At 46.3% G+C, this 23,325-nt stretch carries 20 protein-coding genes; 10 read left to right on the top strand and 10 right to left on the bottom strand.

Annotated elements, in window-relative coordinates; genetic code table 11:
- The first annotated feature begins 71 nt into the window (after nt 1-71).
- Nucleotides 72-860 (top strand): SDR family oxidoreductase, encoded by a 789-nt coding sequence (locus QUA40_RS12635; RefSeq protein ID WP_333125969.1) that lies wholly within the window; start codon nt 72-74, stop codon nt 858-860.
- Between the two features lie 135 nt (nt 861-995).
- Here QUA40_RS12635 and QUA40_RS12630 read toward each other — a convergent pair whose 3' ends face one another.
- From QUA40_RS12630 to QUA40_RS12620, 3 genes are all read right to left on the bottom strand, one after another.
- The gene (locus QUA40_RS12630; protein WP_333125966.1) at nt 996-1,259 is read right to left on the bottom strand and encodes a hypothetical protein; all 264 of its coding nucleotides are present in this window, start codon (nt 1,257-1,259) and stop codon (nt 996-998) included.
- A 697-nt stretch (nt 1,260-1,956) separates the two neighbouring features.
- On the bottom strand, nt 1,957-2,178 hold the full coding sequence (locus tag QUA40_RS12625) for a hypothetical protein (RefSeq protein ID WP_333125963.1): 222 nt from the start codon (nt 2,176-2,178) through the stop codon (nt 1,957-1,959).
- Nucleotides 2,175-3,944, bottom strand: a complete 1,770-nt coding sequence (locus QUA40_RS12620; RefSeq protein WP_333126020.1) for a S8 family peptidase — start codon at nt 3,942-3,944, stop codon at nt 2,175-2,177. Before QUA40_RS12620 ends, QUA40_RS12625 begins: the two co-directional genes overlap by 4 nt.
- Before the next feature lie 254 nt (nt 3,945-4,198).
- On the opposite strand from QUA40_RS12620, the gene QUA40_RS12615 reads away from it, so the two are divergent.
- The 6 genes from QUA40_RS12615 (at nt 4,199) to dcm (ending at nt 10,238) form a co-directional block, all read left to right on the top strand.
- Nucleotides 4,199-4,615 (top strand): hypothetical protein, encoded by a 417-nt coding sequence (locus QUA40_RS12615; RefSeq protein WP_333126017.1) that lies wholly within the window; start codon nt 4,199-4,201, stop codon nt 4,613-4,615.
- Nucleotides 4,616-4,902: 287 nt separating this feature from the next.
- Nucleotides 4,903-6,612, top strand: coding sequence for a pentapeptide repeat-containing protein (locus QUA40_RS12610; protein ID WP_333125960.1), 1,710 nt, complete (start codon nt 4,903-4,905; stop codon nt 6,610-6,612).
- A 78-nt stretch (nt 6,613-6,690) separates the two neighbouring features.
- The gene (locus tag QUA40_RS12605) at nt 6,691-6,822 is read left to right on the top strand and encodes a hypothetical protein (RefSeq protein WP_333125957.1); all 132 of its coding nucleotides are present in this window, start codon (nt 6,691-6,693) and stop codon (nt 6,820-6,822) included.
- Nucleotides 6,823-7,103: 281 nt separating this feature from the next.
- On the top strand, nt 7,104-7,307 hold the full coding sequence (locus QUA40_RS12600) for a helix-turn-helix domain-containing protein (protein WP_333125954.1): 204 nt from the start codon (nt 7,104-7,106) through the stop codon (nt 7,305-7,307).
- A 64-nt stretch (nt 7,308-7,371) separates the two neighbouring features.
- Entirely contained in the window at nt 7,372-9,045 is a 1,674-nt protein-coding gene (locus tag QUA40_RS12595; protein WP_333125951.1) for an Alw26I/Eco31I/Esp3I family type II restriction adenine-specific DNA-methyltransferase, read from the top strand.
- Complete coding sequence (gene dcm, locus QUA40_RS12590; protein ID WP_333125948.1) at nt 9,042-10,238, top strand: DNA (cytosine-5-)-methyltransferase; 1,197 nt, start codon at nt 9,042-9,044, stop codon at nt 10,236-10,238. The genes QUA40_RS12595 and dcm overlap by 4 nt, the downstream gene beginning before the upstream one ends.
- Nucleotides 10,239-10,269: 31 nt before the next feature.
- Here dcm and QUA40_RS12585 read toward each other — a convergent pair whose 3' ends face one another.
- The 6 genes from QUA40_RS12585 to QUA40_RS12560 form a co-directional block, all read right to left on the bottom strand.
- Entirely contained in the window at nt 10,270-11,907 is a 1,638-nt protein-coding gene (locus QUA40_RS12585) for an Alw26I/Eco31I/Esp3I family type II restriction endonuclease (RefSeq protein ID WP_333125945.1), read from the bottom strand.
- Nucleotides 11,908-11,982: 75 nt separating this feature from the next.
- Nucleotides 11,983-14,076, bottom strand: a complete 2,094-nt coding sequence (locus QUA40_RS12580) for a HEAT repeat domain-containing protein (RefSeq protein ID WP_333125942.1) — start codon at nt 14,074-14,076, stop codon at nt 11,983-11,985.
- Between the two features lie 217 nt (nt 14,077-14,293).
- Complete coding sequence (gene nirD / locus QUA40_RS12575; protein ID WP_333125940.1) at nt 14,294-14,653, bottom strand: nitrite reductase small subunit NirD; 360 nt, start codon at nt 14,651-14,653, stop codon at nt 14,294-14,296.
- Nucleotides 14,654-14,864: 211 nt separating this feature from the next.
- Nucleotides 14,865-17,426, bottom strand: coding sequence for a nitrite reductase large subunit NirB (gene nirB, locus QUA40_RS12570; RefSeq protein WP_333125938.1), 2,562 nt, complete (start codon nt 17,424-17,426; stop codon nt 14,865-14,867).
- 304 nt (nt 17,427-17,730) lie between these two features.
- Nucleotides 17,731-18,519, bottom strand: coding sequence for an ABC-2 family transporter protein (locus tag QUA40_RS12565; RefSeq protein WP_333125935.1), 789 nt, complete (start codon nt 18,517-18,519; stop codon nt 17,731-17,733).
- A gap of 202 nt (nt 18,520-18,721) precedes the next feature.
- The gene (locus tag QUA40_RS12560; RefSeq protein ID WP_190663456.1) at nt 18,722-19,702 is read right to left on the bottom strand and encodes an ABC transporter ATP-binding protein; all 981 of its coding nucleotides are present in this window, start codon (nt 19,700-19,702) and stop codon (nt 18,722-18,724) included.
- A gap of 198 nt (nt 19,703-19,900) precedes the next feature.
- Between QUA40_RS12560 and QUA40_RS12555 the strand changes: the two genes are divergently transcribed.
- On the top strand, nt 19,901-20,710 hold the full coding sequence (locus tag QUA40_RS12555) for a calcium-binding protein (RefSeq protein WP_333125931.1): 810 nt from the start codon (nt 19,901-19,903) through the stop codon (nt 20,708-20,710).
- 94 nt (nt 20,711-20,804) lie between these two features.
- Here the strand turns inward: QUA40_RS12555 and QUA40_RS12550 are convergent, their stop codons facing one another.
- Nucleotides 20,805-21,605, bottom strand: a complete 801-nt coding sequence (locus tag QUA40_RS12550) for an SDR family oxidoreductase (RefSeq protein ID WP_333125929.1) — start codon at nt 21,603-21,605, stop codon at nt 20,805-20,807.
- Nucleotides 21,606-21,893: 288 nt separating this feature from the next.
- On the opposite strand from QUA40_RS12550, the gene QUA40_RS12545 reads away from it, so the two are divergent.
- On the top strand, nt 21,894-22,820 hold the full coding sequence (locus tag QUA40_RS12545; RefSeq protein ID WP_333125926.1) for a DMT family transporter: 927 nt from the start codon (nt 21,894-21,896) through the stop codon (nt 22,818-22,820).
- Nucleotides 22,821-22,983: 163 nt separating this feature from the next.
- Complete coding sequence (locus tag QUA40_RS12540) at nt 22,984-23,280, top strand: Hpt domain-containing protein (RefSeq protein WP_333125923.1); 297 nt, start codon at nt 22,984-22,986, stop codon at nt 23,278-23,280.
- The last annotated feature ends 45 nt before the right edge of the window (nt 23,281-23,325 follow it).

Genomic DNA, 23,325 nt, shown 5'->3' with positions numbered 1-23,325 from the left:
TTTCCCTCTTCTTTTCTCTCTCAGCGCCCTCAGCGCCCTCTGCGGTTAATACATCTTCCTTATTATTAAAAATGATTTCTATCCAAAATCAAATTGTTTTCATTACAGGTGCCAGTAGCGGTATCGGAGCAGCCTGTGCCGAAATATTCGCCAAAGGTGGAGCTAAACTAATTTTAGCAGCCCGCCGCATCGAAAAGCTCGATCGACTGGCAAACGAACTTGTAGAAACAAAATCGATCGCCTCGGCGAACGAAATTTACTTGCTAGAGTTAGACGTGCGCGATCGGCCGCAAGTCGAATCGGCGATCGCTGCGCTTCCCGATGCCTGGAAAAACATCGATATTCTCATTAACAATGCTGGATTGAGCCGTGGTTTAGACAAACTGCACGAAGGCAACTTTCAAGATTGGGAAGAAATGATTGATACCAATGTTAAAGGCTTGCTGTACATGACTCGCGCGATCGTGCCGGGAATGGTAAGCCGAGGCCGCGGTCACGTAGTGAATATCGGGTCAATAGCAGGCCGCCAAGCTTATCCGAAAGGTAATGTTTATTGCGCTTCCAAAGCAGCAGTGAGAGCGATTTCTGATGGGTTGAAACAAGACCTTTTGGGAACACCAGTGCGGGTGACGGAAATAGAGCCGGGTTTGGTGGAAACAGAATTTAGCAATGTCCGGTTTCACGGCGATGCAGAAAAGGCAAAAAATGTCTATCAAGGACTGACACCCCTGACTGCTGACGATGTAGCGGATGTAGTATATTTTTGCGCCACGCGATCGCCCCACGTCAATATTAGCGAAGTCTTGCTAGTTCCGACAGACCAAGCTAGTGCAACTCTGGTTCACAGAAAAGAGTTGTGAGTTTTTAGTGGTAAGTGTCCGGATGGCGCTGGAATTCTTAGGAAGCTTAATTGGTAGATGCACCCTGATTAATTAACTCCCGACCAATTTTGGCCGGTTTTTTTTTTGCGATCGCACGCTGAGCAAAAAATTCTCCTAAATTCTGCCAAACTGTCCTGAAAGAGGTGTTGTGAGGCGGGAGACTAAATTAGTAGATGCACCCTGATTAATTAACTCCCGACCAATTTTGGCCGGGTTTTTTTTGGCTATCGCCCCCCCTCGCCACAAATTCTCCCAAATTCTGCCAAAGTGTCCTGAAAGAGGTGCTGTGAGGCTGGAGACTAAATTAGTAGATGCACCCTGATTAATTAACTTCCGACCAATTTTGGCCGGGTTTTTTTTGTCGATAGCAGGAAACACCACAAATTATCGCAAATTCTGCCAAAGTGTCCGGAACGAGGTGCTGTGAGGTGGGAGATTAGATTAGTAGATGCACCCTGATTAATTAACTCCCGACCAATTTTGGCCGGGTTTTTTTTGTCGTATCGAGGCTAATGCTGAACAAGTTTGAGATAAGTGTCCGGATGGCGAGCGAATTCTCAGGAAGCTTAATTGGTAGATGCACCCTGATTAATTAACTCCCGACCAATTTTGGTTTGGGGTTTTTTTTTGAGCGCTCGCAGGAAACACCACAAATTCTTGAAAATTCTGCCAAAGTGTCCTGAAAGAGGTGATATGAGCCCGGAGATTAAATTAGTAGATGCACCCTGATTAATTAACTCCCGACCAATTTTGGTTTGGGGTTTTTTTTGAGCGCTCGCAGGAAACACCACAAATTCTTGAAAATTCTGCCAAAGTGTCCTGAAAGAGGTGCTGTCGGGTGGGAGATTAAATTAGTAGATGCACCCTGATTAATTAACTCCCGACCAATTTTGGTTTGGGGTTTTTTTTTGAGCGATCACAGGAAACACCACAAATTCTTGAAAATTCTGCCAAAGTGTCCTGAAAGAGGTGATATGAGGCGGGAGATTAAATTAGTAGATGCACCCTGATTAATAAACCCCAGCCAATTTTGGCCGGGGTTTTTTTTGCTCGAAAGCTTGATTAGTCGATCGACCTACAACACCTCAAAAGACTGCACCTCAAGCACCGGGCCGATCATAGCAAAAGTCATCACATCCTTGCGGACTTCACCTTTAACACTGACTTTCAAACCAGCTTTTTTCAAGTCAGAAGGAGCATCCTTAAGTTCGTAAGTTTCCCCATCTTGCCCCACCAAAGCCCAAGTACCCGGGCCTAATCCTTTGCGTTCAATTTCACCTTGGACAGTAATACTCATGCCGATCGCACCTCTGTTTTAATTGCTAAACGCGCCAGTCCGAAACACAGAAAAGCATTGACAATCAAAAATGTTTGTGATACCAAACCTGTGCCCAATCCCCAGACAGCGGGAGACACAAAAGCATTCACCGCTAAACTGCTGGCAAAACCGATCGAAATTGCGATCGCGATCCACTTCCACTGTTGATGTCCCAACAGCAAAGCAATCAAAATCCCAGGAATCAAAACGCTAGCAAAAAAGGGATTCAGCATACTGCTGCCATTAATTGCACCGCCGAGTTCGGGAATAGAACTGCCCATCACCCGCAGCGGCCACTGCGGCAAGTCAAATACAAACAAGTTCCGCAGGAAAAAGAACCCAGAACTACCAGCCATCAAGCCGCCAGAAAAGCCCCAAGTCCACTGGAACGGAAAATAATTCCGCATAAAGAAAGCCAGCAGGTAAGAACCGAGCACCATTGCAATTTTAGGCAACAGGGCGACTGCACCGCCGTCAATCCAAAAGCGGGGGCTGAGATAGCCGTTGTCGCGCAGCCAGCGGAAGAAGTCGCGGAAGTTGATTTGTCCGCGCTGGGCTAGCTGAACTGCTGCGGCTGCGTCTAGATGTCCTGAACCAAAATGGTTTAACGGATCTTCAGTGACAGTTCGCGACGACTGCAAGAGTACGCTGCGAATTTGGTCTGGTTCTGTGATGCCGGAAGCCTTGACAAGGGCTGCAACGCCGGCGACGTGGGGAGAAGCCATGCTAGTGCCTTGGTAGCCTTCAAAGACTTCGGCGCCGGTTTCCGGGTCGATCGTACTTTGCAGGATCTTGCCCATTTCAGAACCGCCGGGGGCTGCAATGTCAACCCCTGCGCCGAAATTGGAGTAAGAGGCTTTTTCGTCATCCGGGCCGAGGGCGGAAACGCCGATGACGTGGGGATAGCGGGCGGGATAGGAAGCGGAACTTTCGCCGGAGTTGCCGGCTGCTGCGATGATGACAACGCCTTTAGAGTGGGCGTAGTCGATCGCCTCTTCCATTAACTGACTTTCACCGCCGCCGCCGAGACTCATGTTGATGACATCTGCGCCGTTGTCAGCAGCAAATTTAATCGCTTCGGCGATGTCGGAAACCGTGCCGCCACCGCTGCCGCTTAAGACTTTCAGCGGCATTAAAGCTGCTTCGTAAGCGATGCCTGCGACGCCGTAATTGTTGTTAGTTGATTGGGCGACTGTACCCGCGACGTGAGTGCCGTGGCCGTTGTCATCGTAGGCTTCGGCGCGATCGTTTACAAAGTCGTAGCCCGGTACAAATTTGGTTTCTTTTAAGTCAGCGACTGGAGTAATACCCGTGTCAATTATCGCTACTGTTGTGCCGCTGCCTTTGGTTTCGTTCCAGGCAGATTCTACGTTGATGCTGCGGAGATTCCACTGCTTGGTATACATGGGGTCGTTGGGAATCTCGAAAGCGCTGTAGACGTAGTTCGGTTCAATGTATTCGGTATCTTTAGCCAAATTTGATTTTCTCAGGGCGTTTAGCAAAGTGCGATCGCCCTTAACTACATATACATTGTCGCCCGCTGAGAATTCGCTGTTGAGTTGCGGTGCCACTTGGTACTGTTGGGCGATCGCATTTACTTCTTTCGCAATCTCAGCAGCACCGATATCTTCGCGGAAATCCAGCACAATCGAGTCGTAAGTGCCTTGAGTAGCAAGTCCTGGGAAATTAGAAATCGCCCAGCCGAGCCCGATTAAAAATAAGCACAGAAGGAAAAACTTTTTCATTGCCGATCGTCCGTTTAGGGAAGGCTTGTTCACCACAATAACCCAATTTTCACCGCCAGTGCCAATTTTCCTTGCTGTGGCTTGTGAATATCTCCCACGCGGGCGTTTGGTATTTTTCGGCTGTGGCTGTTGCTCGATCAAAAATTGCTCTAATTTCTAGTTTAAATTCCAGAGCAAGTTTGAGGACTTCAATTAATTGTATGATTAGAGAAGATGACAAACAGAACCTGGACTATTTTCAACAAGGGTATTGCATGGAAAGAGGTTTAATGTGGCTGCCGCTGCTGGCAATGTTTATCGGGCTGGCTTGGGCTGGATGGAACGAGTATCAAAAGCTGGAAGCGTATCGCGTCTGGGCCGAACAATTCGCTAAAGCCAAGTACGATATTTATGCTGTACTCGGTCAGCAAGAAGACAGTTTAACTTGGGGAAAACCTACTCGCAGCGGGCCTGTGAATTTGCAAACTTTTTCTTTAAAAGACGTGGAGTCGCTGCGGTTGTTAGTCAACTCTCAGGCAGTTGATTTAGAGTCACCTCCGAATTCTGGAAGTCCAATCGCCCTCGAATTTTTGTTGAAAGATGCTGCTGCGGTGCAGGTTCCTTTTACAGAAATTCCTCTAGCGACTAAATGGGGAAAACACTTGCAGCAAGAATTGCAGCGTTTTAAGTAAAAACACTCTCCGGCGGTGCAGCGTATCAGAGATGAACTCTGCTACTTTAAGTTACAAAAGTCTGTAAAGCTGGTAGTAAAAATAGAACTTACGTCACAAATCCTTTAAACCGCCATATATAAGGGTAAAGTGTGTACGGATCACCCGGAGAACGTGAGTTCTTGTAGTAAGTAGTAGAATTAGTGTCCCCGTGCCTAGCCCGGTATTCATCCGTGCCCACCTTAGAGTTTAAGTTCTTTGCCAGCGCGTCCTAAAAAAGCTCAATTGCTAGCCCCCAAACCAGCGGAATGCAAACACAAGAATTTTTACAGCGCTATCAACAGGGAGAGCGCAACTTTAGTCACATTGACCTCAGTGGCGCTAGTTTAAGCGGTGTCAACCTGCGAGAAATAGACCTCACTGGTGCTAACTTGACCGGTGCTAATTTGAGCTGGTCTTTTTTGAGCAATGCCAAGTTAATTGGGGCTTCTTTGCGCCGCACAGATCTCCGCAGTGCGGGGCTGGCTGGGGCGAATCTGAGCGGGGCAAATTTGAGCGGGGCAAATCTTGCTAAAGCGGATTTGCGCCTTGCTTGTTTGGAAGCAGCAGAACTAAATTGGGCCACGTTGCCTGAAGCGGATTTGGGCGGTGCTAATCTTCAAGGAGTTAAATCTGACCAAATTAATTTGGCTGGGGCTAAACTCGACGGCGCGAAGTTGATGGCAGCGGAATTGATGGAGGCGAATCTCAACCGCGCCAGTCTTGTTGGTGCTAATTTGACGGGTGCTAATTTGCGGGAAGCGCATTTGGTGGAAGCGAATTTGCGATCAGCAATTTTAATCGGTGTAAATTTGATTGAATCTGACTTGAATGGCGCTCAAATGCGATCGGCAAATCTGACGGGCGCTGACTTGCACCGAGCTGTGCTGGCGGGGGCGGATTTGACTGAGGCGGTGCTGGATAACGCTGATTTGAGTCGAGCTAATCTGGCGGGTTCTTATCTGTTGAAAGCTAGTTTTAAGAAAGCGCTTTTGCTGCGAGCTAACCTGCAAGGAGTGTATTTATTGCGGGCGGATTTGAGTGAAGCTAATTTGCGTAATGCTGATTTGCAAAAAGCTGATTTGAGCGGCGCTTATTTGATGGATGCGATGTTGGGTGAGGCGGATTTAAGAGAAGCTTGTTTGATTGAGTGCCGTTTGATTCGGACGAATTTGGAGGGGGCGCAGCTTACGGGCTGCTGTATTCAAAATTGGCAAGTTCAAGATGTCGATCTGTCGAAAGTTGACTGTGGCTATGTTTTTACTCAGTTTGATTATACTGCGAAAGTTGCGGCCAATCGCTTTCCGGTCAATCGCGATTTTGAGTCTGGGGAATTGGGGCGGCAGCATCAAGAGGAAAGTTCGATTGTGGAGGTGTGTTTTACTGAACCTCCTAATTGGGAGGCTTTGGTTTTTACGGTGCGCCGGGTGGAGTTGGAAAGCCGCGAACTCAAATTGAATGTTCAATTTTTTGAGTCTGCGGGAGAACAAAATTTACTGAGGCTGAGCGCGAACCGTTTGGTGAACGGCAAGATTTTGGGCGATCGCATTTTGGAGCTTTATCCAGATATGTTGGAAAAGGTTTTAGCCAAGGGCGCTGAAATTTTAGGTTTGCTTGGCTTGGTTGTTCCTAGTAACAGTGCAGAGTCGGCGGAGGCGGGTCAAAAGGAAGTATTGCTCAGAAGACAGGAAATCTACCAGCGGATGGTGCGCCAAATTTCGTTTATTTTGATGTCTCAGACGCCGGATAAATTCTCTGAAAGTGTGCAGCGGCTGTTGGATTATTTGAAGCAGCAAGGTATCCCGACAGAGCAGATTCAAAAGAAAGTCATCAGTCAGGCGATCGTGCAGCGGGCCAAGCAAGACCCGGCTTTTCGCGAACAGTTGCTCAGGTGGGAGAAAACGGCGTCCGATGGCGTTCGTTGTTCGATTATGGGGGAAGCGGTGCGGTATTCAATTACCCTTTTGATCGATTATTAACAGTTAATTGTAAACACTTGAAGCCGGAGAGCTGCTAATACCCGCACTTGCTCTTGTGCGTCGAAGATTGCAAGCATCGTGCAGCGGACAAAGCAAAACCCGGTGTTTCGGGAACAGTTGCTCGCGTGGGAGAAAATGGCTTCGGATTGCGATCGTTGTTCGATGATGGGGGAAGCGGTGCGGTATGCGATCGCCCTTTTGTGGGAATGAAGAGACATAGGAGTGAAAAGCCGCTCCAGGGAGGGCTGGAGCGCTCCCCCACAAGAATTGTTGGAGATGTCTAATGTGTACTTGATGTTGTATCCTAAACCTAATCATGCCAAGGCACTTTCAGATGAGTTAGGCGGTGCCGGATAACCTTTACAACTCTATCAATATATCGCTGCTGACCTGTCACAGTGTCTTTAGAGGGGTAGTGGAGTAAAATTGCCTCTAGCCCAAAGCTGACAAGTGCCGAAGAGCTAAAACATAGCCAAGAATCTTGTGGGAAGATGACTGACTCCGAAATGATTACTGTTTCGGAAGCCTCTACTGTATCAGGCTATACACCACAGCACATCAGATTACTTATCCGTCAAGGACTGATAAATGCCCGTCGTGCTGGTGGAATCTGGTTAATTGAGGCTTCCAGCCTAAGCAATTACATAGACAGCAATCCCAAACCTGGCCCTAAATCCGATAAACCAGATGCTTGACTTATATTCCAAATGGAATATAATTAATAATTAAGACAATGCAGTGTAAACCAGAGAGTCAACTGTGAACCACCTCGATATACTTCAGTCCATGCCTGTGGCCCAACTAGGAACTGGAAGAAATAACCTTCTGACCAAGACAACTGGTAAGTTCTATACCCCAAAGTTCATTGGTGAACGCTTGGTCGATAGTGTTCTAACGGTTGCATCTCGTATAGAACAGACTGGAGAGCTATCTGTTATCGATCCCTTTTGCGGTGACGGGCGGTTAATCGCTTGGCTTCTGGAGCGTGCTTCAACTTTTCCCAGTCTTAGAAATCGCTCATGGCGAATTGAAATATGGGACTATGACAAGCAAGCAGTCATTCAAGCAAAGCAGGCTATTGAGCAAATTTGTAATCATCTCGGTATTAAGTTCACTTTGAAGATATTTATTCACGATAGCTTCGCTTATTTTATCTCTAAATTTAGAAAGAGACAAACCTCTAGTAAATCTAAATTCGACATTACAATTACAAATCCTCCTTGGGAGGTTGTAAAACCCGATCGCCGCGATCTTAAAATATTGGATGAGCAAACGGAGTTAATTTATATTGACTCCCTACGAGACTTTTCACAAAAACTTCAAAGTAATTTCCCCCTGTCAATGCCGGGAAAAATGTTTTCGGGTTGGGGGGTTAATCTTGCTCGTGTTGGGTTAGAGATTGCTGTCCATCTGACTAAAAATCAGGGAGTGACAGGTATCGTTTCACCAGCGTCTTTCTTGAACGATCAAAACTCTGAAGCTTTGCGAAAGTGGTTACTTACAAACCATACAATTAAATATATAGATTACTTCCCTGCTGAAGCTAGACTTTTTGAGGGAGTCGATCAAGCTTGTGTTAATATGACGGTTGAAGTCAACACTCCAAAGCAAAAAACCTTTATTTACAAGTTCGATAAACATTTACGTTACCTTGAACATCATCAAGAACTTCAATTGCCAGAGAGCTTTTTAAAGTCCAATGGTCATGTTATTCCTGTATCTTCTAATAAATCGCAAATAGCTCATCTACTGCATTTTTCAGAACTGCCAACCCTCGGAGATTTGCAAGGTAGTTGTGAAGGGCAATTGTGGACAGGACGAGAGTTAGATGAGACTGGGCATACTAAATATTTATCACTAAAAGGATCTCACCCTTTTCTCAAAGGTAAAATGATTGAGCGCTTAACCAAAGTTAACCAGCCTTTATTGTTTATCGCTCCCGAAAAAGAACGAAGTATTCCTTCTTCGGTGAAGTATCCACGAATCGTTTGGCGAGATGTGAGCCGACCCACCCAAAAGCGAAGGGTTCAAGCAACAATTATTCCTGCCAACTGGGTTACAGGTAACTCTCTTGGTGTGGCTCATTGCCGAACCGATGATTTGTCAAAGCTTTACACATTGCTTGGCATCATCTCCTCGCTACCATTTGAATTTCAGGTTCGCTCAATGCTGTCAACGGCTCATGTTTCTGTGGGAGTATTACGCAAGACTCGTATACCCTCCATCACCTATGATTTAACTGAAAGGTTAGTACCATTGGTCGAGCGAAAACTAGCCGGAGATTTAGCCGCAGAAATGGAAATTGAAATTGTTATGGCTCAAGCTTATGGGTTAGAGCGTGATGATTTAGCTGAAATTATGGATTCTTTCCCCAAACTCTTACCCGAAGAGCGTCAGAATTTGCTTGATCATCAGATGTGGGAGAAGGCATGATTCCAAATCATTACTCTGCAAAACTTAGCGATCTTGACTTAGCAATGGCGGTACATATTCCGCCTGGAGGTAATTGGAAGAACATTCCAACTACTATTCCTTCTAAGCGATTAGCACAAATTCGAGAAAGTTATGCCAAAGGTAAAGGCAGCCGTTCAACCTACTATGGGCGATTACGTCCAGATGCCCCAGCTTACACCATAAACACTTATTTCGGTCGTCCTGGCAATGGTTGTCATCTTCATTATGATTATGCAGGTGGTCAACATCGGGTGATCAGCCAGCGTGAGGCAGCAAGGCTTCAAAGCTTTCCAGATGAGTTTATTTTTCTCGGATCTCGTACTGCCATTAGTACACAAATCGGTAATGCTGTACCACCACTCCTTGCATATCAGATTGCTTTGCATTTAGGTTCACCAGGACTGTTCGTAGATCTTTTTTCAGGAGCGGGAGGGTTAGCATTAGGGTTTAAATGGGCAGGTTGGCAACCTGTGGTAGCTAACGATATTGATCGCATAGCTCTTGAAACTTATGCTAGAAATGTTGATTCCTCTGTGATTGTTGGAGATATTCGTAATTCTGAAGTTTTTTCACAAATTGTCTCAAGAGCTAATACTGCAAGACAAATGAACCCTAGTTCTAAATTGTTTGTCTTGGGAGGTCCCCCTTGTCAGGGATTTTCTACAGCAGGCAATACTCGGTCAATGCAGGATGAGCGTAATTCACTGTTTAACAATTACAAACAATTTATTGAGGCAATAAATCCAGATGGCTTTGTCTTTGAGAACGTAATGGGCTTGTTAAATATGGAGGGGGGTCATGTCTTTGATCAAGTTAAAGAAGCTCTTATGGCAGTAACCAATCAGCTTACAGTGTGGAAACTTAACGCTGCGGACTATGCAATTCCACAGCGACGTAAGCGCATCATCCTAGTTGGTTTACAACAGAATTCAAAACCTATTTTGCCCCCTTTACCTATATCCGATTCTAATATAAATAGCTCAATCAGTCTTCCATTACCAGTCACAGCTTATGAGTCTCTTAATGATTTACCACCTCTTGAGTCAGGCAAAGATGGAGATAATCTTGATTACATATCCCTCCCGTTTACTGACTATCAAAAACTTATGCGAGGATACATTTCACCAGAGCAATATCTCTATGCAGTTAAAGGAAAAGCTGAATTTTTTTAAGCGTTTAGCATACAGCTTTCCCTCTTTTAAATTAACTGTCTAGATTCAATTTTCCTCGAACATAACGATCGTTATTCCACTGTTCGCTCAACTCCCGTGCCACTAATTGCATTATCGTAGCCATTTTGTCCTTAGCAGCGGAAAAATTACCTGGATCATCTTTAGGGATACTCTTAACAATAGCGCGAAAGCCTTCTTCTAATGAAATTTCGCTAGTGCTAGATAAGAGTTCTGCAATTTGCGTATCTAAATTTTTGATTTCAGGTGAAGATTGTTCCAATAGATAAAGAACCGCACAAATTTCAACTTCAATTTGGGGTGTCGTCACAACATAGGTATTACGGCTTTCCTTCCTGAAATAATCTCGTAATGATTCAAATGCCACTCGGCAACGTCTTGCCTTTTGTTCATCTGCATATTTTGTTACACGAGCAGAATAAGTCATTTCGTCTAACTGTGTAATGTGATTCTCAACGCGAAGATTAACAAATTCTACTTTTTGTTCAGCATACTCAAGCTCTAGAAATGTTCCCAGAAATGTCAAATGCTCTGCATCAGCAATTCTTTGCAAGATGCTCATTAGTGTATGGCGATTGTCCCGCAACATTTTACTCAGTCTCAATGCTGTCTCATCGTCTAAAACTTCTTCTTTGCGTAGATCCCACAACGCTTTACTGTGCCACGAAATTACGGATTCACCGTTGGCCTCAACTTCTCGTAAGTGAACTACTTCACGTAGAACCATACGATTGTTTTTGGCACTGTTACATGACTTGCATAAAAGTTGAAATTCAGGTCTGTGAGTAAATCCAAGCGATAGTGGCCCAATGTGATCTGCTGAACAAGGGCCAGGATGTCCGTTGAAGCATAACTCATTACTGAAATTTGCTCGAATCTGTCCCATCAAGCGATCTGCAGCAATCCAATTACCTTCTGTCCAATACTCAAAAACACGGCGATCAGTTGTGTAAGCTCTTAAATTTGATTGGCTTCGTCCCTTGTCTGCTGTACTTCGGCAACATTGATTAAAAGAATGAAAGCCATCAAAGCGGTCAGGTGCATTAGACATAGCACCGGGACTTAAAATGCTTGGCTCTTGTGGAATATACTCCTTTTCGATCCAATTCAGCCAACTTTCTAAATTGGGATCAAGGCTAGGTGGTACAATCTCGCTTGTCCGCATAATATCTGGGAGGTTTGAGAAAACTGAATCTCCCAATACCTCTACTAACCGAGTTACTAAGTCTGCGATCCTTTCAAAGGGTTCAATCGGAAAGCTTTCATCAACATAGCCCACCTTTGTTAACCTTTGCAGCAATATCTTCGATGGATAGACATATCTCAGTTCCATCACTCTTCCACAACGCTTACAAGGTTTTTTTAAGGTAGGATGAATTTGTCTAGCTGTCCGACTGATCCACTTTGTAGATTCAGGATCGATACCTACTGAGAGAGCTTTTCTACGCCACCACTCACGCCGCTTGTGATGCGTGTCTTTGTACTTCCCTGAACCGCGATTGGATGGTGCTTCCCACTGAATTTTATTGCCTTCCTTAAAGGCATCTGGCATTCCTGCATAAGTTTCATGGTTAGCAATAAACTCCATGTAGCGAATAAAGTCGGGATGCCATACCTGTCCTTGGCTGCCATACTGTGAGTTTCTTGTCATAACTGGCTTCGTGGATATCTTGTGTTTCGATCAACAAGATCCAAGTTTCCCACCATTGGCAAGTTATAAATCAAATTACCAGTCTTGACTGCACAGCCGGCGGCCCGCTAAGGCGCGGATTTGCTCGTCGGAGTCGGAAACTGCAAGCGATCGCAACAACGGCACAACTCCCGGATTCTCGGGATAATGTTCAATAATCGCTTCGAGTGCTGTAAATCGGGGATTGTAAGGAAAAGAACCGTTTTGATTGTCAACATCGCTCAAAGTTTGATCGCGCAAAAACTCAAACATTCCCGGTTCGTCTTTCCATCCCCGCATTAACTCTACCAGGGCGATCGCCCGCACCTGCGAATCTTCATCTTTTTGAGCTCTAATTTTCAGCCACTCGAAAGTTTGAGACTGATTTGTCCACCCGCGCGCTAACTTTTGCAAAGCGATTTGCCTGACAGCGGGACTCTCATCGCCCTCTGCTTTCGCCTCCAGCAGCATCCAAGTTTCAGGATTGTCTGGCCAGTTGTAAGCGAGTTCAAGCACCGCCGCTTGCCGCACCAGCGCTTCCCCAGAATCGAGCTCAATTTTCAGCCAAGACAAGGTTTCCGGGTCGTCGGGCCACCCCCGCACGATCGCCCGTACCAGCACGCTCAGCAAGTGAGCATCATGCTCCAACTCGATCCGGCTTTTGAGGAAAGGCAGCGTCTCGCCCCGGTGAGACCAGCGTTTTGCGATCTCTTCCACGGCAGTTTCTCGGACGTTGAGGTGTCTGTCTGACTCGGCGAGATTTTGCAACCAGCCAAAGACTTCGAGACTGCCTGACGCCAGTGTGGCGACAGCCTCCACTACTACTTGCCTCACAGTCCAGTAATCCTCGGAATCAGCTATTTTTTGCAGCAGGGGCAGGGTTTCTCGGTGGTCGGGCCAACCTGCCGCTATCTGTTTTAGGGCTATTTCGCGCAGGTCGGCGTCGCGATCGCCCAATGCTATATTTTTCAAAAAAGTCAGAGTTTCGGGGTTCCCGGGCCAGCCAGAGGCAATTGCTTGCACTGCTGCGCGCCGGACGCTGGAACTCGCGTCGGACTCGGCTTTAGTCTTCAGCAGCGGGTAAATGTCGGGTTCGTCTGGCCAGTGCGAGGCCAATTCTTCTAAGGCTGCTGTCCGCACTTCTTTGCTGCTGTCGGATTCGGCTAGGGTTTTCAGCAATAGGCAAACGTCGGCTGCTGCAGGCCAGCCCGCTGCCAACTCCCGCACAGCTACGGTTCGCAGGATAGAACTTCCTGTCTGGGCAAGGGTTTTGAGCAGGGAGGCCGTGCCTAAAACGCTGTGCCAACCTCTGGCTATTTCTTGCCACGCTGCGACTCGCACTCCCAAATTTTCGTCGGATTCGGCGGCGGTTCTCAGCAGCAGCAAGGTATCTGTGCGATCGGGCCAATTAGAGGCCAACTGTTCGAGTGCTGCGGTGCGGACTGCGGGACTTTGATCGAACTGAGCCAGGAAACTCAGCAGCGGCAAGGTATCGCTCGTGTCTGGCCAACCAGAAGCCATTTCTCGCACACAGGTCGATCGCACTGCCCAGCTTCCATCGGATTTGGCGAGGTTTTTGAGCATCAGGTAAATTTCTGGCTGCTCTGGCCAACCACGCGCTATTGCTTCGACTGCTGTGGCTCGAACTTCGCCACAGTCACTGGAGTGAGCGAGTATTTTTAGCCAAGGCAGGGTTTGCGGGTCGTTTTTCCAAGTTTGGGCGATCGCGGCGATCGATCGATTGCGAATTTGATAAGTTTCCTGCAATTCTTGAGCGCTTTGATAAAGAATCAGGAAACCAGTGCCGTATTGCGATAGCTTTTTTAAAGCGTTTAACAGTTTTTTTGCGGTTTTTTTATTAACATCATTTTCAACTTTTAACAGGCATTGCGCTGCTAAAAACAAATTAATAAATTTTTCTTGTTGACCATTTTGAGCTGTGAGATATTCTATAATTTCGCTTGCTGTTTCTTTGTCGAGCTTGGCTGCAATTTCTCTGAGCACTTCGTGCAAAGATTCATCCCGCCAGTGCTGGCCGAAAACTTGTATGTTGAGCTCGCCCCAAGTCAGTTGACCGATTTTGAGTTGGGCATGGATTAACTCTGCTACAGTCTGGGGATTATTTTCGGAAACAAGTTTTTTTAACAACATACCGATACCCTGCCCCTGAAGTTTGTTTGCATTTACAATCCTCGCCTCAGCTCCCATATTAGTTGAGCTTTTTTTGAGCGAGCCTGAAGTATGGAACCAATCGACTCTATTTTAGACGAAAAATACTGAGTCGGGAGGGCCCCAATGCAAAATCCGCCAGCACCCACAGGAATGCTAGGTGTTGGCGGATGGCGATCGAAGAATTAAGCCGCTGAATCTAACTAACAGCTACTTGGACGCGATCGGCAGCAACCCGAACCGTAAAAGTCGGAATTTTTACCGTTTCATCGTCCAGACATTGCCCGGTAGTAAGGCTAAAGTTTTGTTTGTAAATGGGAGAAGCAACTTTCAGAGTGCCGTTGCGATCGCCCACAATTCCCCGCGACAAAACAAAAGCTTTGCTAAACGGGTCGTAATTGCTAAGCGCATAAACTTCATCCCCGTTTCCCACTCGGAAAATCGCCACTTGTTCGCCTGCTACTAAAGCGCAAACTCCAGTATAAGGGGCGATCGCATTGAGAGAACACACATCTACCCAAGTTGTTACTGTATCGGAAACTTGTAATGATTGAACCATCTTCTTTTCCTGTTAATTTACTTTAATCTCGTTCCCAGTCTCCGGCTGGGAACGTAGGTTTCGAGGCTCTGCCTCGCCGAAGGAGGCTCTGGCTCACGGTTCGAGGAGGCCGAGCCTCCGGGACTTCATTCCCAGACCGAGCCTGGGAACGAGATTAAACGAGATTAAATCTTGCTCCCTCCCCTGATTCAAGGGGAGGGCTGGGGAGGGGTTATTCCGAAACTCCAGCCAGAGCCTTTTCATGTTCGTTAGCCGGCCGCGTTTGTCCCCGTTCCGCAACACGAACAATACTCGGATCGGGCAAATCGGAATTCACAAAATGCTGGAACCGCTGCACCTTTTGTGGGTCTTCAATCGTCGTTTTCCACTCACATTGATAAGTATTCACTAAATGTTCCATCTGCGCTTCTAATTCAGCACAAATGCCCAAAGAATCCTCAATTATAACCTGTTTCAAGTATTCAATCCCGCCCTCAAGTTTGTTCAACCAAGTAGCAGTGCGTTCCAATCTGTCGGCCGTGCGGATGTAGAAAACCAAGAATCGATCGATATACTTAATCAGCGTTTCCTTATCGATATCCGTAGCCAGCAAAACCGCGTGTTGTGGCTTAATGCCGCCGTTGCCGCACACGTACAAATTCCAACCATTCTCTGTCGCAATGATCCCAAAATCCTTGCTTTGAGCTTCCGCGCATTCGCGAGTGCAGCCAGAGACAGCAGATTTGAGCTTGTGGGGCGATCGCAAACCACGATACCGCAATTCAACCTCGATCGCCAAACTCGTAGAATCCTGCACGCCAAAGCGGCACCAAGTGCTGCCAACACAAGATTTTACAGTACGCAGAGCCTTACCGTAAGCGTGTCCCGACTCAAATCCCGCATCAATCAACCGACGCCAAATATGCGGCAATTGATCCACGCGAGCTCCAAACAAATCAATCCGTTGCCCGCCAGTAATCTTAGTATAAAGCCCAAAATCCCTGGCAACTTCACCCAAAACAATCAACTTATCGGGAGTGATTTCTCCCCCCGGTATTCGCGGCACCACCGAATAAGTACCGTCGCGCTGAATGTTTGCCAAAAAGTAATCGTTCGTATCTTGCAAACCGACGTGAGACTTCTCTAAAATATGGTCATTCCAAGTAGAAGCCAGCATCGAACTAACAGCAGGCTTGCAAATTTCGCAACCCTTACCTTGGCCGTGTCTTTCAATCAACTCCTCAAAGGTTTTAATCTCTTGAGTGCGCACTAAATGGTACAATTCTTGACGAGAATATTCAAAATGTTCGCAAAGATTATTTTTGACTGCAAACCCAGCTTTCTTCATCTCCGACTTGAAGATATCCGTCACCAAAGGCACGCACCCGCCGCAGCCCGTACCAGCTTGAGTGCATTTCTTGACGCTGGCAACATCGGTTAAATTGCCATCGCGAATCGCTTCACAAATCTGCCCTTTGGTAACATTATTGCAAGAACAAATTTGAGCCGAATCCGGCAAACTGTCTACTCCAAAACCAGGCACTCCCCCTTCTCGCGGTGGCATTAACAAATCTTCTGGATGCGGTGGCAGAGCAATTTTATTTTGCATGAATTGCAGCAAAGTGCCGTAAGCAGAAGCATCTCCCACGAGAATTCCGCCTAAAATTCGGCTGCCGTCTTGATTTAAAACTAATTTTTTGTAAATGCCTTGGAAGGTGTCAGTGACAACAATTTCTTTAGCATCGGCAGACTTGGGAAAAGGATCTCCAAAACTAGCGACATCCACCCCCAATAATTTGAGTTTAGTGGACATATCCGCACCTGTAAAAGTGTTTGTGGGACGGGCATCTTGCCCGTCATCCGCTACACTGCTCAAAATATCTGCTGCTACGCTTGCCATTGTATACCCAGGCGCAACTAAGCCGTAGATTCGATTTTGATAAAGTGCACATTCGCCGATCGCATAAATGTCAGGATCGGAGGTTTGACAGCTATCATTAATCACAATACCGCCGCGTTCACCTACTTCTATACCGCAACTTCTGGCAATTTCGTCGCGGGGGCGAATGCCAGCAGAAAACACAATCATACCTGTTGCCAATTCCGAACCGTCAGCAAACAGCATTTTAGTAACTTTGCCATCTTCGCTGACAATTTCTGTGGTAGATTTGCTGGTATGAACTGAAACCCCCAACTCTTCTATTTTGCTGCGGAGAATTGCCCCGCCCATATCGTCAACTTGCACGGGCATCAGCCGCGGCGCAAACTCAACAACGTGAGTTTTCAATCCCATATTTTGGAGCGCGTTTGCACATTCTAGACCTAACAAGCCGCCGCCAATTACTACACCTGTTTTGCAATTTTTAGCGTAATCTGACATCGCTTCCAGGTCGTCAATTGTCCGGTAAACAAAAGTTCCTGTTGCGTCTTTGCCTTTAATTGATGGCACAAATGGATAGGAACCGGTCGCGAGAATAATTTTGTCGTAGGGAACTTCTAAACCGTTGGCTGAAGAGACTATTTTGTCTTCCCGATTAATGGCGACTGCTTTGTCGCCGATATGAAGCTTTATGTTATTTGTGTGATAAAATCCCGGTGCAACTAAAGATAAATCTCCCGCTGTTTTGCCAGAGAAAAATCCGCTGAGGTTTACGCGATCGTAAGCAACGCGCGGTTCTTCACAAAAAGTAATTAAATTCCAGTGTTTGGCAGCATCCGAGCTAACCATTAACTCTAGGAACTTGTGACCTACCATGCCATTGCCGATTACAATGAGGTTTTTTTTGGCTGTCATTAGAATCTCTTTTATCCCGTTTATCAGTCGTTGGGTTTATTAATATAAGACTTTATTGTAAACTTTTGTACTTAGATATACAAAAAATGGATGTTTATGCAATTGTCGAATACTCCCGATTGCATTTTTGCATGATGTGTGCGATCGACTTAAGCAGGTACGTCAGTCGATTTTAGATTTTAGATTTTAGATTTTAGATTTTAGATTTACTCCACAGTTAATTCGGGTGCGTCACGTCTTTTTGACAAAAAGATTAACATTTTACTGTGACACAGCTTACAGTTTTCTAATTTTTAATTATTATTTAAGCTCCCATGCCCGAATACTGCTTCAAACCCTGTCGCCAAAGCCAGCGATTCCACACAAAAAACACCGCACTCCAACCCAACATTACCAACAAACCGCGGCCTACATCTACGGGCAATCCTATTAAGATTGAAGCCGGAAAATGAATCAAATAAGGAAAAGGCGTCCACAAAACTACTTCCCGCACGGGTGCGGGAAACACTTCTAGCGGCGCGATAAGTCCCGATAAAAAGAGGTAAATTAGAAACCAGAATTGCTCGATCGCACTTGCCCTTTCCAGCCAAAAAGCAAACAGCGCAAAGGTATACTGTATCAGGAAACGCAAGCAAAAAGCCAAGACGATAACCAACAAAAACAGCAAAAACCTGCCCAAACTCGGCAGCCAAAAAGCCTGCGGGTAAAGTGCAAAAAACAGCAGCACTAATCCCAATACAAACGGCAGCCTCGCAAACCTTTCGGAAACGTGAGATGCAAAGTGATGCCATACGGGATCGAGAGGCTGCAACAATCTATTAGATAGCCTGCCTTGCACTACTTCCTTTTCAAACTCCCAAATCACCCAAACTACATTTGTTTGCCTGACAATGAAAGCGGCTAAAAAATAACGGGCAAAGTCGATCGACTTCAGCCCAAATTGACCAGTCTCGGCCGCCTGCATCCAGACACCCATCAAGATAAACGGCAAAGCTCCCGACAGCGCCCACAAAAACAATTCGGCCCGGTATTCGAGCATATAAGCGTAATAGGTAACTAGCAAAGTTTTAGCAATATTGATGGATTTGGTCATATCAATTTTAGATTTAATTTTTCGGTGTTAGCAACGGGCAAGATGCCCGTTCCACAGAACATTGAAACTTTAGTGGAACAGATATCTTGCCTGTTCAATTTTTCAGTGTTAGCAACGGGAAAGACGCCCGTTCCACACAACATTGAAACTTTAGTAAAACAGATATCTGGCCTGTTATGGAGAATGAACCCAGCCAAAAACATTACACTTTTCCCGTGCGGAAAACGCGACCGATTACCTCTTCAATGGGCGGGTCAGTAACAGTCAAATCTATCACTTCCAACTCTGCCAAAATCTTCGCCACGCTCACCGTCAACTCTTCCCTTTTGACCAAAAAACGCACCGATTGTCCCTCAATAGATTCTACCTCCCCGTAAGCAAAAGCACTATCTTTTGCCAGCGGCTTAGCTAATTTTACCTGAACTTCCCGATAAGGTGCAAACCTGTCGAGCAATCCGTCTAAACTGCCATCATAAACTAATTGCCCTTCATGGATTAACAAAACGCGCTTGCACAAAGCAGTAATGTCAGCCATGTAATGGCTCGTCAATAGCACCGTTGCTTGATAGCGCTCGTTATATTCTCGCAAAAATTGCCTGACGCTAAACTGTGCGTTTATATCCAAACCTAAAGTCGGTTCATCTAAAAATAATACTTCCGGCTGGTGCAGCAGCGCCGCCATCAATTCAGCTTTCATACGTTCGCCCAAAGACAGCTTTCGTACCGCCTGATTTAACTTGCCTTCTAGTGACAGCATCTCTGTCAATTCTCCGACTCGCCGCCGATAATCTGTATCGGGAATGCCGTAGACAGCGGCATTGATTCGCAGAGAGTCAAGCACTGGTAAATCCCAAATTAACTGCTGTTTCTGCCCCATCACTAAGGTGATTCTTTGCAGAAAATCTGCTTCGCGACGAAAAGGAGTGCGATCGCACACCCTTACAGTACCCGCAGACGGATAAATCAAACCCGTCAGCATTTTCAGCGTAGTAGTTTTGCCCGCACCGTTAGCACCTAGAAACCCCACCACTTCCCCCGGTTCAATACTGAAAGAAACGCCCTCAACTGCTTTGATATTGCGGTAAGTGCGACTAAAAAAGTGTCGCACTGTTCCTTTAAGCCCCGGTTCTTTAATCGCTACCGGATAAACTTTGCTCAAGTCTTCAACTAAGATAATTGGCATCGGCTCAAATTTTAACTTTTATTTTAATCTAGGGTATTTCCATCAGGCTTGTGCCAAGATGGAGCGATCGAGCTGTCTCGTAGGCTGCGCCAGCGATTGCTCGATCGCGAGTGAGAAAGTAACTATGTTCTGGCGCACCATACTAAGCTGTAGAATATTGCAAAATATCCACGATCACATCGCACAAAGTTTATAACTATGGTACTCACCCCAGATAATTCAGGCATCTCTCGTTTGGTAGGAGACAATTCTCCTGAAAATATTACACTTGCACCAGGACAACTTGCTAGTTTTCCTGGGGGAATTTGGATGCTTGGCGGCAATGATACTGTCAGGGGCTCGTCAGATGCAGAACGGATTTTCGGCAACGATGGTAAAGACAGTCTGTTAGGCGGTGTCGGCAATGATTCTATTTACGCCGGCAAAGATGATGACGATGTTTTGGGAGAAACTGGCGACGATTTCTTGACAGGAGATAGAAATAGCGATTTCCTTGATGGGGGTGCGGGTAATGATTTGCTGCGCGGAGGACAAGGTATTGATTTGTTAGTTGGCGGTGACGGTAATGATACTTTAATTGGCGACAGAGAGGTGGATATTTACCAAGGGGGTGGCGGGAGCGATGTATTTGTTTTGAGAGTCGATCAAGCGGGAATCAGAGTAGTTGGCGTTGAAGTTCCTGACGCGGTAATTGTGGATTTTGATAAGGCTAGCGATTTGATTGAAATTAGTGTGGAATTTACCAGCAGCAATATCTCCTTGGAACAGGTAAGTTATAGCTTAAACGATCCGAGACTGCTGCTGATTAATCCTGCAACTATAGCGGGGGGAACGAGTTTGTTAGCCAAGGGCGGCATCTCGCCGCAAAGTCTCGATCCCGATGGCAATGGCCGCGTGGAAGCTACTAATATTAGATTCGGTTTTACTAATGCTTTGTTGGGTACTGTTTTAAATGTGACCCCAGCCGATTTAAACGGTCGTTTTATTAGTGCTAATTCTTTGCTTTGAAGCAGCTAATTGATTAATTATATCTCAAGAACGGGCAAGATGCCCGTTCCACAAAAAAACTGAGTTTTTGTGGAACAGGCATCTTGCCTGTTCTTCAGTTGCCCTTTGCCATTGCCCACTGCATCAAACCGGGGAACAACCGATAAGCTTCCGACGCGAAAAAAGCAGGACCGACGGTAACTTCTGCACGCTGATTTTTCACAGCATCCCAAATAGCTTTAGCAATATCTTCTGGCTGAGTTGCCCACTCAGATTTCAGCATTTTGCTCATTTGCTGACGGCGCAATTCGACTGCGGGATCGTCTCGATCGCGAAATTGAGCTCTTTCTAAAAAATCGCTGTTAATCAAGCCCGGATGCACGGCGCAAACGTGAATGCCTTGAGGCGCTAATTCCAATCGCAAAGTTTCTGTTAAACCGGTTACTGCATATTTGCTGGCACAATAAGCAGTCATTTGAGCCAAAGGCATTTTGCCACCAATAGAACCAACATTGACTATTGTCCCTGTTTTTCGTTCCAAAAAATGTGGCAACATTTCTTGAATTGTGTTAACGCAGCCCCAAAAATTAGTATTCATTAATTGCTGCCAGTCTTCGGAGGTAGTGTGCTCGATCGCCCCCGTGAGACAAATGCCAGCATTGTTAACCAAAACATCGATGTTGCCGCAGGCATCTAGGGCTTTTTGGACGATCGCGCGCACTTGTTGAATGTCGCCAACATCCCCCGGAATAGCGACAGCCGAATTGCCTTCTCGCTGCACCTGAGCCGCTGCTGCTGCCAATCTCTCTGGCCCGCGTGCTACCATCACCACGTCGTAACCTTTACTTGCAAATAAAAGTGCTGTTGCTTTGCCGCTTCCTTGAGAAGCGCCTGTAATCAAAACTGTAGGAGCCATAGATAGTTATAAATTGTAAGTTGGTAATTGGTTTTTTGCGATATTGAAACTATAACAGAGGTCAGGTAATTTTAGGCGCGCTCTACATTTAGAAGTATTGATTATAGGATTTTTTTTGTTTCGCGCTCGGGCTTGTTTTTACGAACCGCGAAGGCGCGAATAACACGAAGGAAGAGAGAAGAGGAGAGGAGAAGAAGAGAAGAAAAATTATTGATAATTTGTGCGAAAATAGCTTTGTAAATTTTCTCAATGCCCAATGCCCAATGCCCAATGCCCAATGCCTAAAAAATGAATCTTCCAAAACAAGTGCCAAATTGGTCGATCGCCCTAGTGTTAATTATCGGCGTTTTAGCCGTCTCAACTTCCTCAATCTTAATTCGGCTGGCTAACTTTTCAGCAGGGGCGGGCGGTTTGGGTTTCAGTCTGGTACTCGCGGCCTCTCGCCTGACTTTATCTGCTTTAATTCTGCTTCCGGCTTGGCGGAAAATTCAGTGGAAGGCCCTGCAACCGGGAGCTCGGCGCTATGCTGCGGCGGCCGGTTTGTGTCTCGCCCTGCACTTTGCCCTCTGGATAACCTCACTTTCTTATACTTCGATCGCCGCCTCGACTGCCCTCGTCACCACTAATCCTGTCTGGGTAGCGCTTTTGTCGCGCTTCTGGTTCGGCGAAAAAATCAGCAAAATGTCGATCGTGGGCATTACTATAGCCCTTGCTGGGGGAATGGCGATCGCCCTTGGAAGTGCGGGCGCAGCCAATGCTGGCCGCAGCCAACTGCTGGGCGATTTCCTGGCTCTGGCTGGTTCCTGGGCTGTCAGCTTGTATTTGCTGCTGGGCCGGGAAGCTCAGCGGCGGGGACTGGGAATTGGTGGCTATATCGCGATCGCCTATACTGTTGCTGCGATCGTCCTGCTGCCTCTCCCCTTCGTCTTCGGCACTACTTATACTAATTACCCCGACATTGTATATTTTTATATTTTGTTAACGGCCGCTTTGCCTCAGTTAGTCGGCCACACCATTTTGAACTGGGCGGTAGTGCAGATTTCCCCAACTCTGGTAACTCTTGCCATCTTGTTTGAACCGGTTGCGGCGAGTTGTTTGGGCTATTTGCTGTTTGGGGAAGTGCCGGGGCCGAGGGTACTCGCAGGTGCTGCGGTGCTGCTGTTGGGGGTAGCAACCGCTACCGTCGGAGCAAAAAAAATCACAGTCAACAGTTAAGAGTTAACAGTTTTCGACATTGCCACTACAGTTGCCGTGAGTCAGAATAAAACAAATTAGGGCTTAAAAACCTCAATAACTCATCAGTGAAATATCGATTCAAAACTATCAAAGGTCTGAGTAATGACTAATAATACTCGGCTGCTTTTAGGAGAATAAAATTATGCTGCCAGAACAACTACAGCGGATCATCGGCTACTTTATCGAAGAAGCCACAGAACAGATCCAAATTATCGAACAAGGCTTGCCCAATCTGCAAAATAACGTGCCAGATCCCCAAAGAATACAGCAGCTCATCCGAGCCTCGCACTCGATTAAAGGGGGAGCAGCTATGCTCGGATTTAGCAGCATTCAGCGCATTGCTCATCGGTTGGAGGATTATTTAAAGCTGCTTAGAGAATGTCCGATCGCCATTGATAGCAGGCTACAGTGCGATTCGTTGAAACGTGAATCACGGTGAAAGCCCGTACATAACGTTTCCAGCCACAAGGCTGAACTCTCGGTC

This window comes from Microcoleus sp. Pol11C3 (assembly GCF_036701485.1).
Taxonomy (GTDB): domain Bacteria; phylum Cyanobacteriota; class Cyanobacteriia; order Cyanobacteriales; family Microcoleaceae; genus Microcoleus.
The sequence above is the reverse complement of the archived record's forward strand: the minus strand, read 5'-3'. Positions and strand labels throughout refer to the sequence as shown.

Bases quoted from the DNA above. Each gene is read 5' to 3' on its own strand.
- QUA40_RS12560 (WP_190663456.1), bottom strand. From the start codon at position 19,702: ATGCCAATTATCTTAGTTGAAGACTTGAGCAAAGTTTATCCGGTAGCG.
- nirD (WP_333125940.1), bottom strand. From the start codon at position 14,653: ATGGTTCAATCATTACAAGTTTCCGATACAGTAACAACTTGGGTAGAT.
- QUA40_RS12585 (WP_333125945.1), bottom strand. From the start codon at position 11,907: ATGACAAGAAACTCACAGTATGGCAGCCAAGGACAGGTATGGCATCCC.
- QUA40_RS12565 (WP_333125935.1), bottom strand. From the start codon at position 18,519: ATGACCAAATCCATCAATATTGCTAAAACTTTGCTAGTTACCTATTAC.
- QUA40_RS12620 (WP_333126020.1), bottom strand. From the start codon at position 3,944: ATGAAAAAGTTTTTCCTTCTGTGCTTATTTTTAATCGGGCTCGGCTGG.
- QUA40_RS12635 (WP_333125969.1), top strand. From the start codon at position 72: ATGATTTCTATCCAAAATCAAATTGTTTTCATTACAGGTGCCAGTAGC.
- QUA40_RS12580 (WP_333125942.1), bottom strand. From the start codon at position 14,076: ATGTTGTTAAAAAAACTTGTTTCCGAAAATAATCCCCAGACTGTAGCA.
- dcm (WP_333125948.1), top strand. From the start codon at position 9,042: ATGATTCCAAATCATTACTCTGCAAAACTTAGCGATCTTGACTTAGCA.
- QUA40_RS12550 (WP_333125929.1), bottom strand. From the start codon at position 21,605: ATGGCTCCTACAGTTTTGATTACAGGCGCTTCTCAAGGAAGCGGCAAA.
- QUA40_RS12555 (WP_333125931.1), top strand. From the start codon at position 19,901: ATGGTACTCACCCCAGATAATTCAGGCATCTCTCGTTTGGTAGGAGAC.
- QUA40_RS12610 (WP_333125960.1), top strand. From the start codon at position 4,903: ATGCAAACACAAGAATTTTTACAGCGCTATCAACAGGGAGAGCGCAAC.
- QUA40_RS12600 (WP_333125954.1), top strand. From the start codon at position 7,104: ATGACTGACTCCGAAATGATTACTGTTTCGGAAGCCTCTACTGTATCA.
- QUA40_RS12540 (WP_333125923.1), top strand. From the start codon at position 22,984: ATGCTGCCAGAACAACTACAGCGGATCATCGGCTACTTTATCGAAGAA.
- QUA40_RS12625 (WP_333125963.1), bottom strand. From the start codon at position 2,178: ATGAGTATTACTGTCCAAGGTGAAATTGAACGCAAAGGATTAGGCCCG.
- QUA40_RS12615 (WP_333126017.1), top strand. From the start codon at position 4,199: ATGGAAAGAGGTTTAATGTGGCTGCCGCTGCTGGCAATGTTTATCGGG.
- QUA40_RS12545 (WP_333125926.1), top strand. From the start codon at position 21,894: ATGAATCTTCCAAAACAAGTGCCAAATTGGTCGATCGCCCTAGTGTTA.
- nirB (WP_333125938.1), bottom strand. From the start codon at position 17,426: ATGACAGCCAAAAAAAACCTCATTGTAATCGGCAATGGCATGGTAGGT.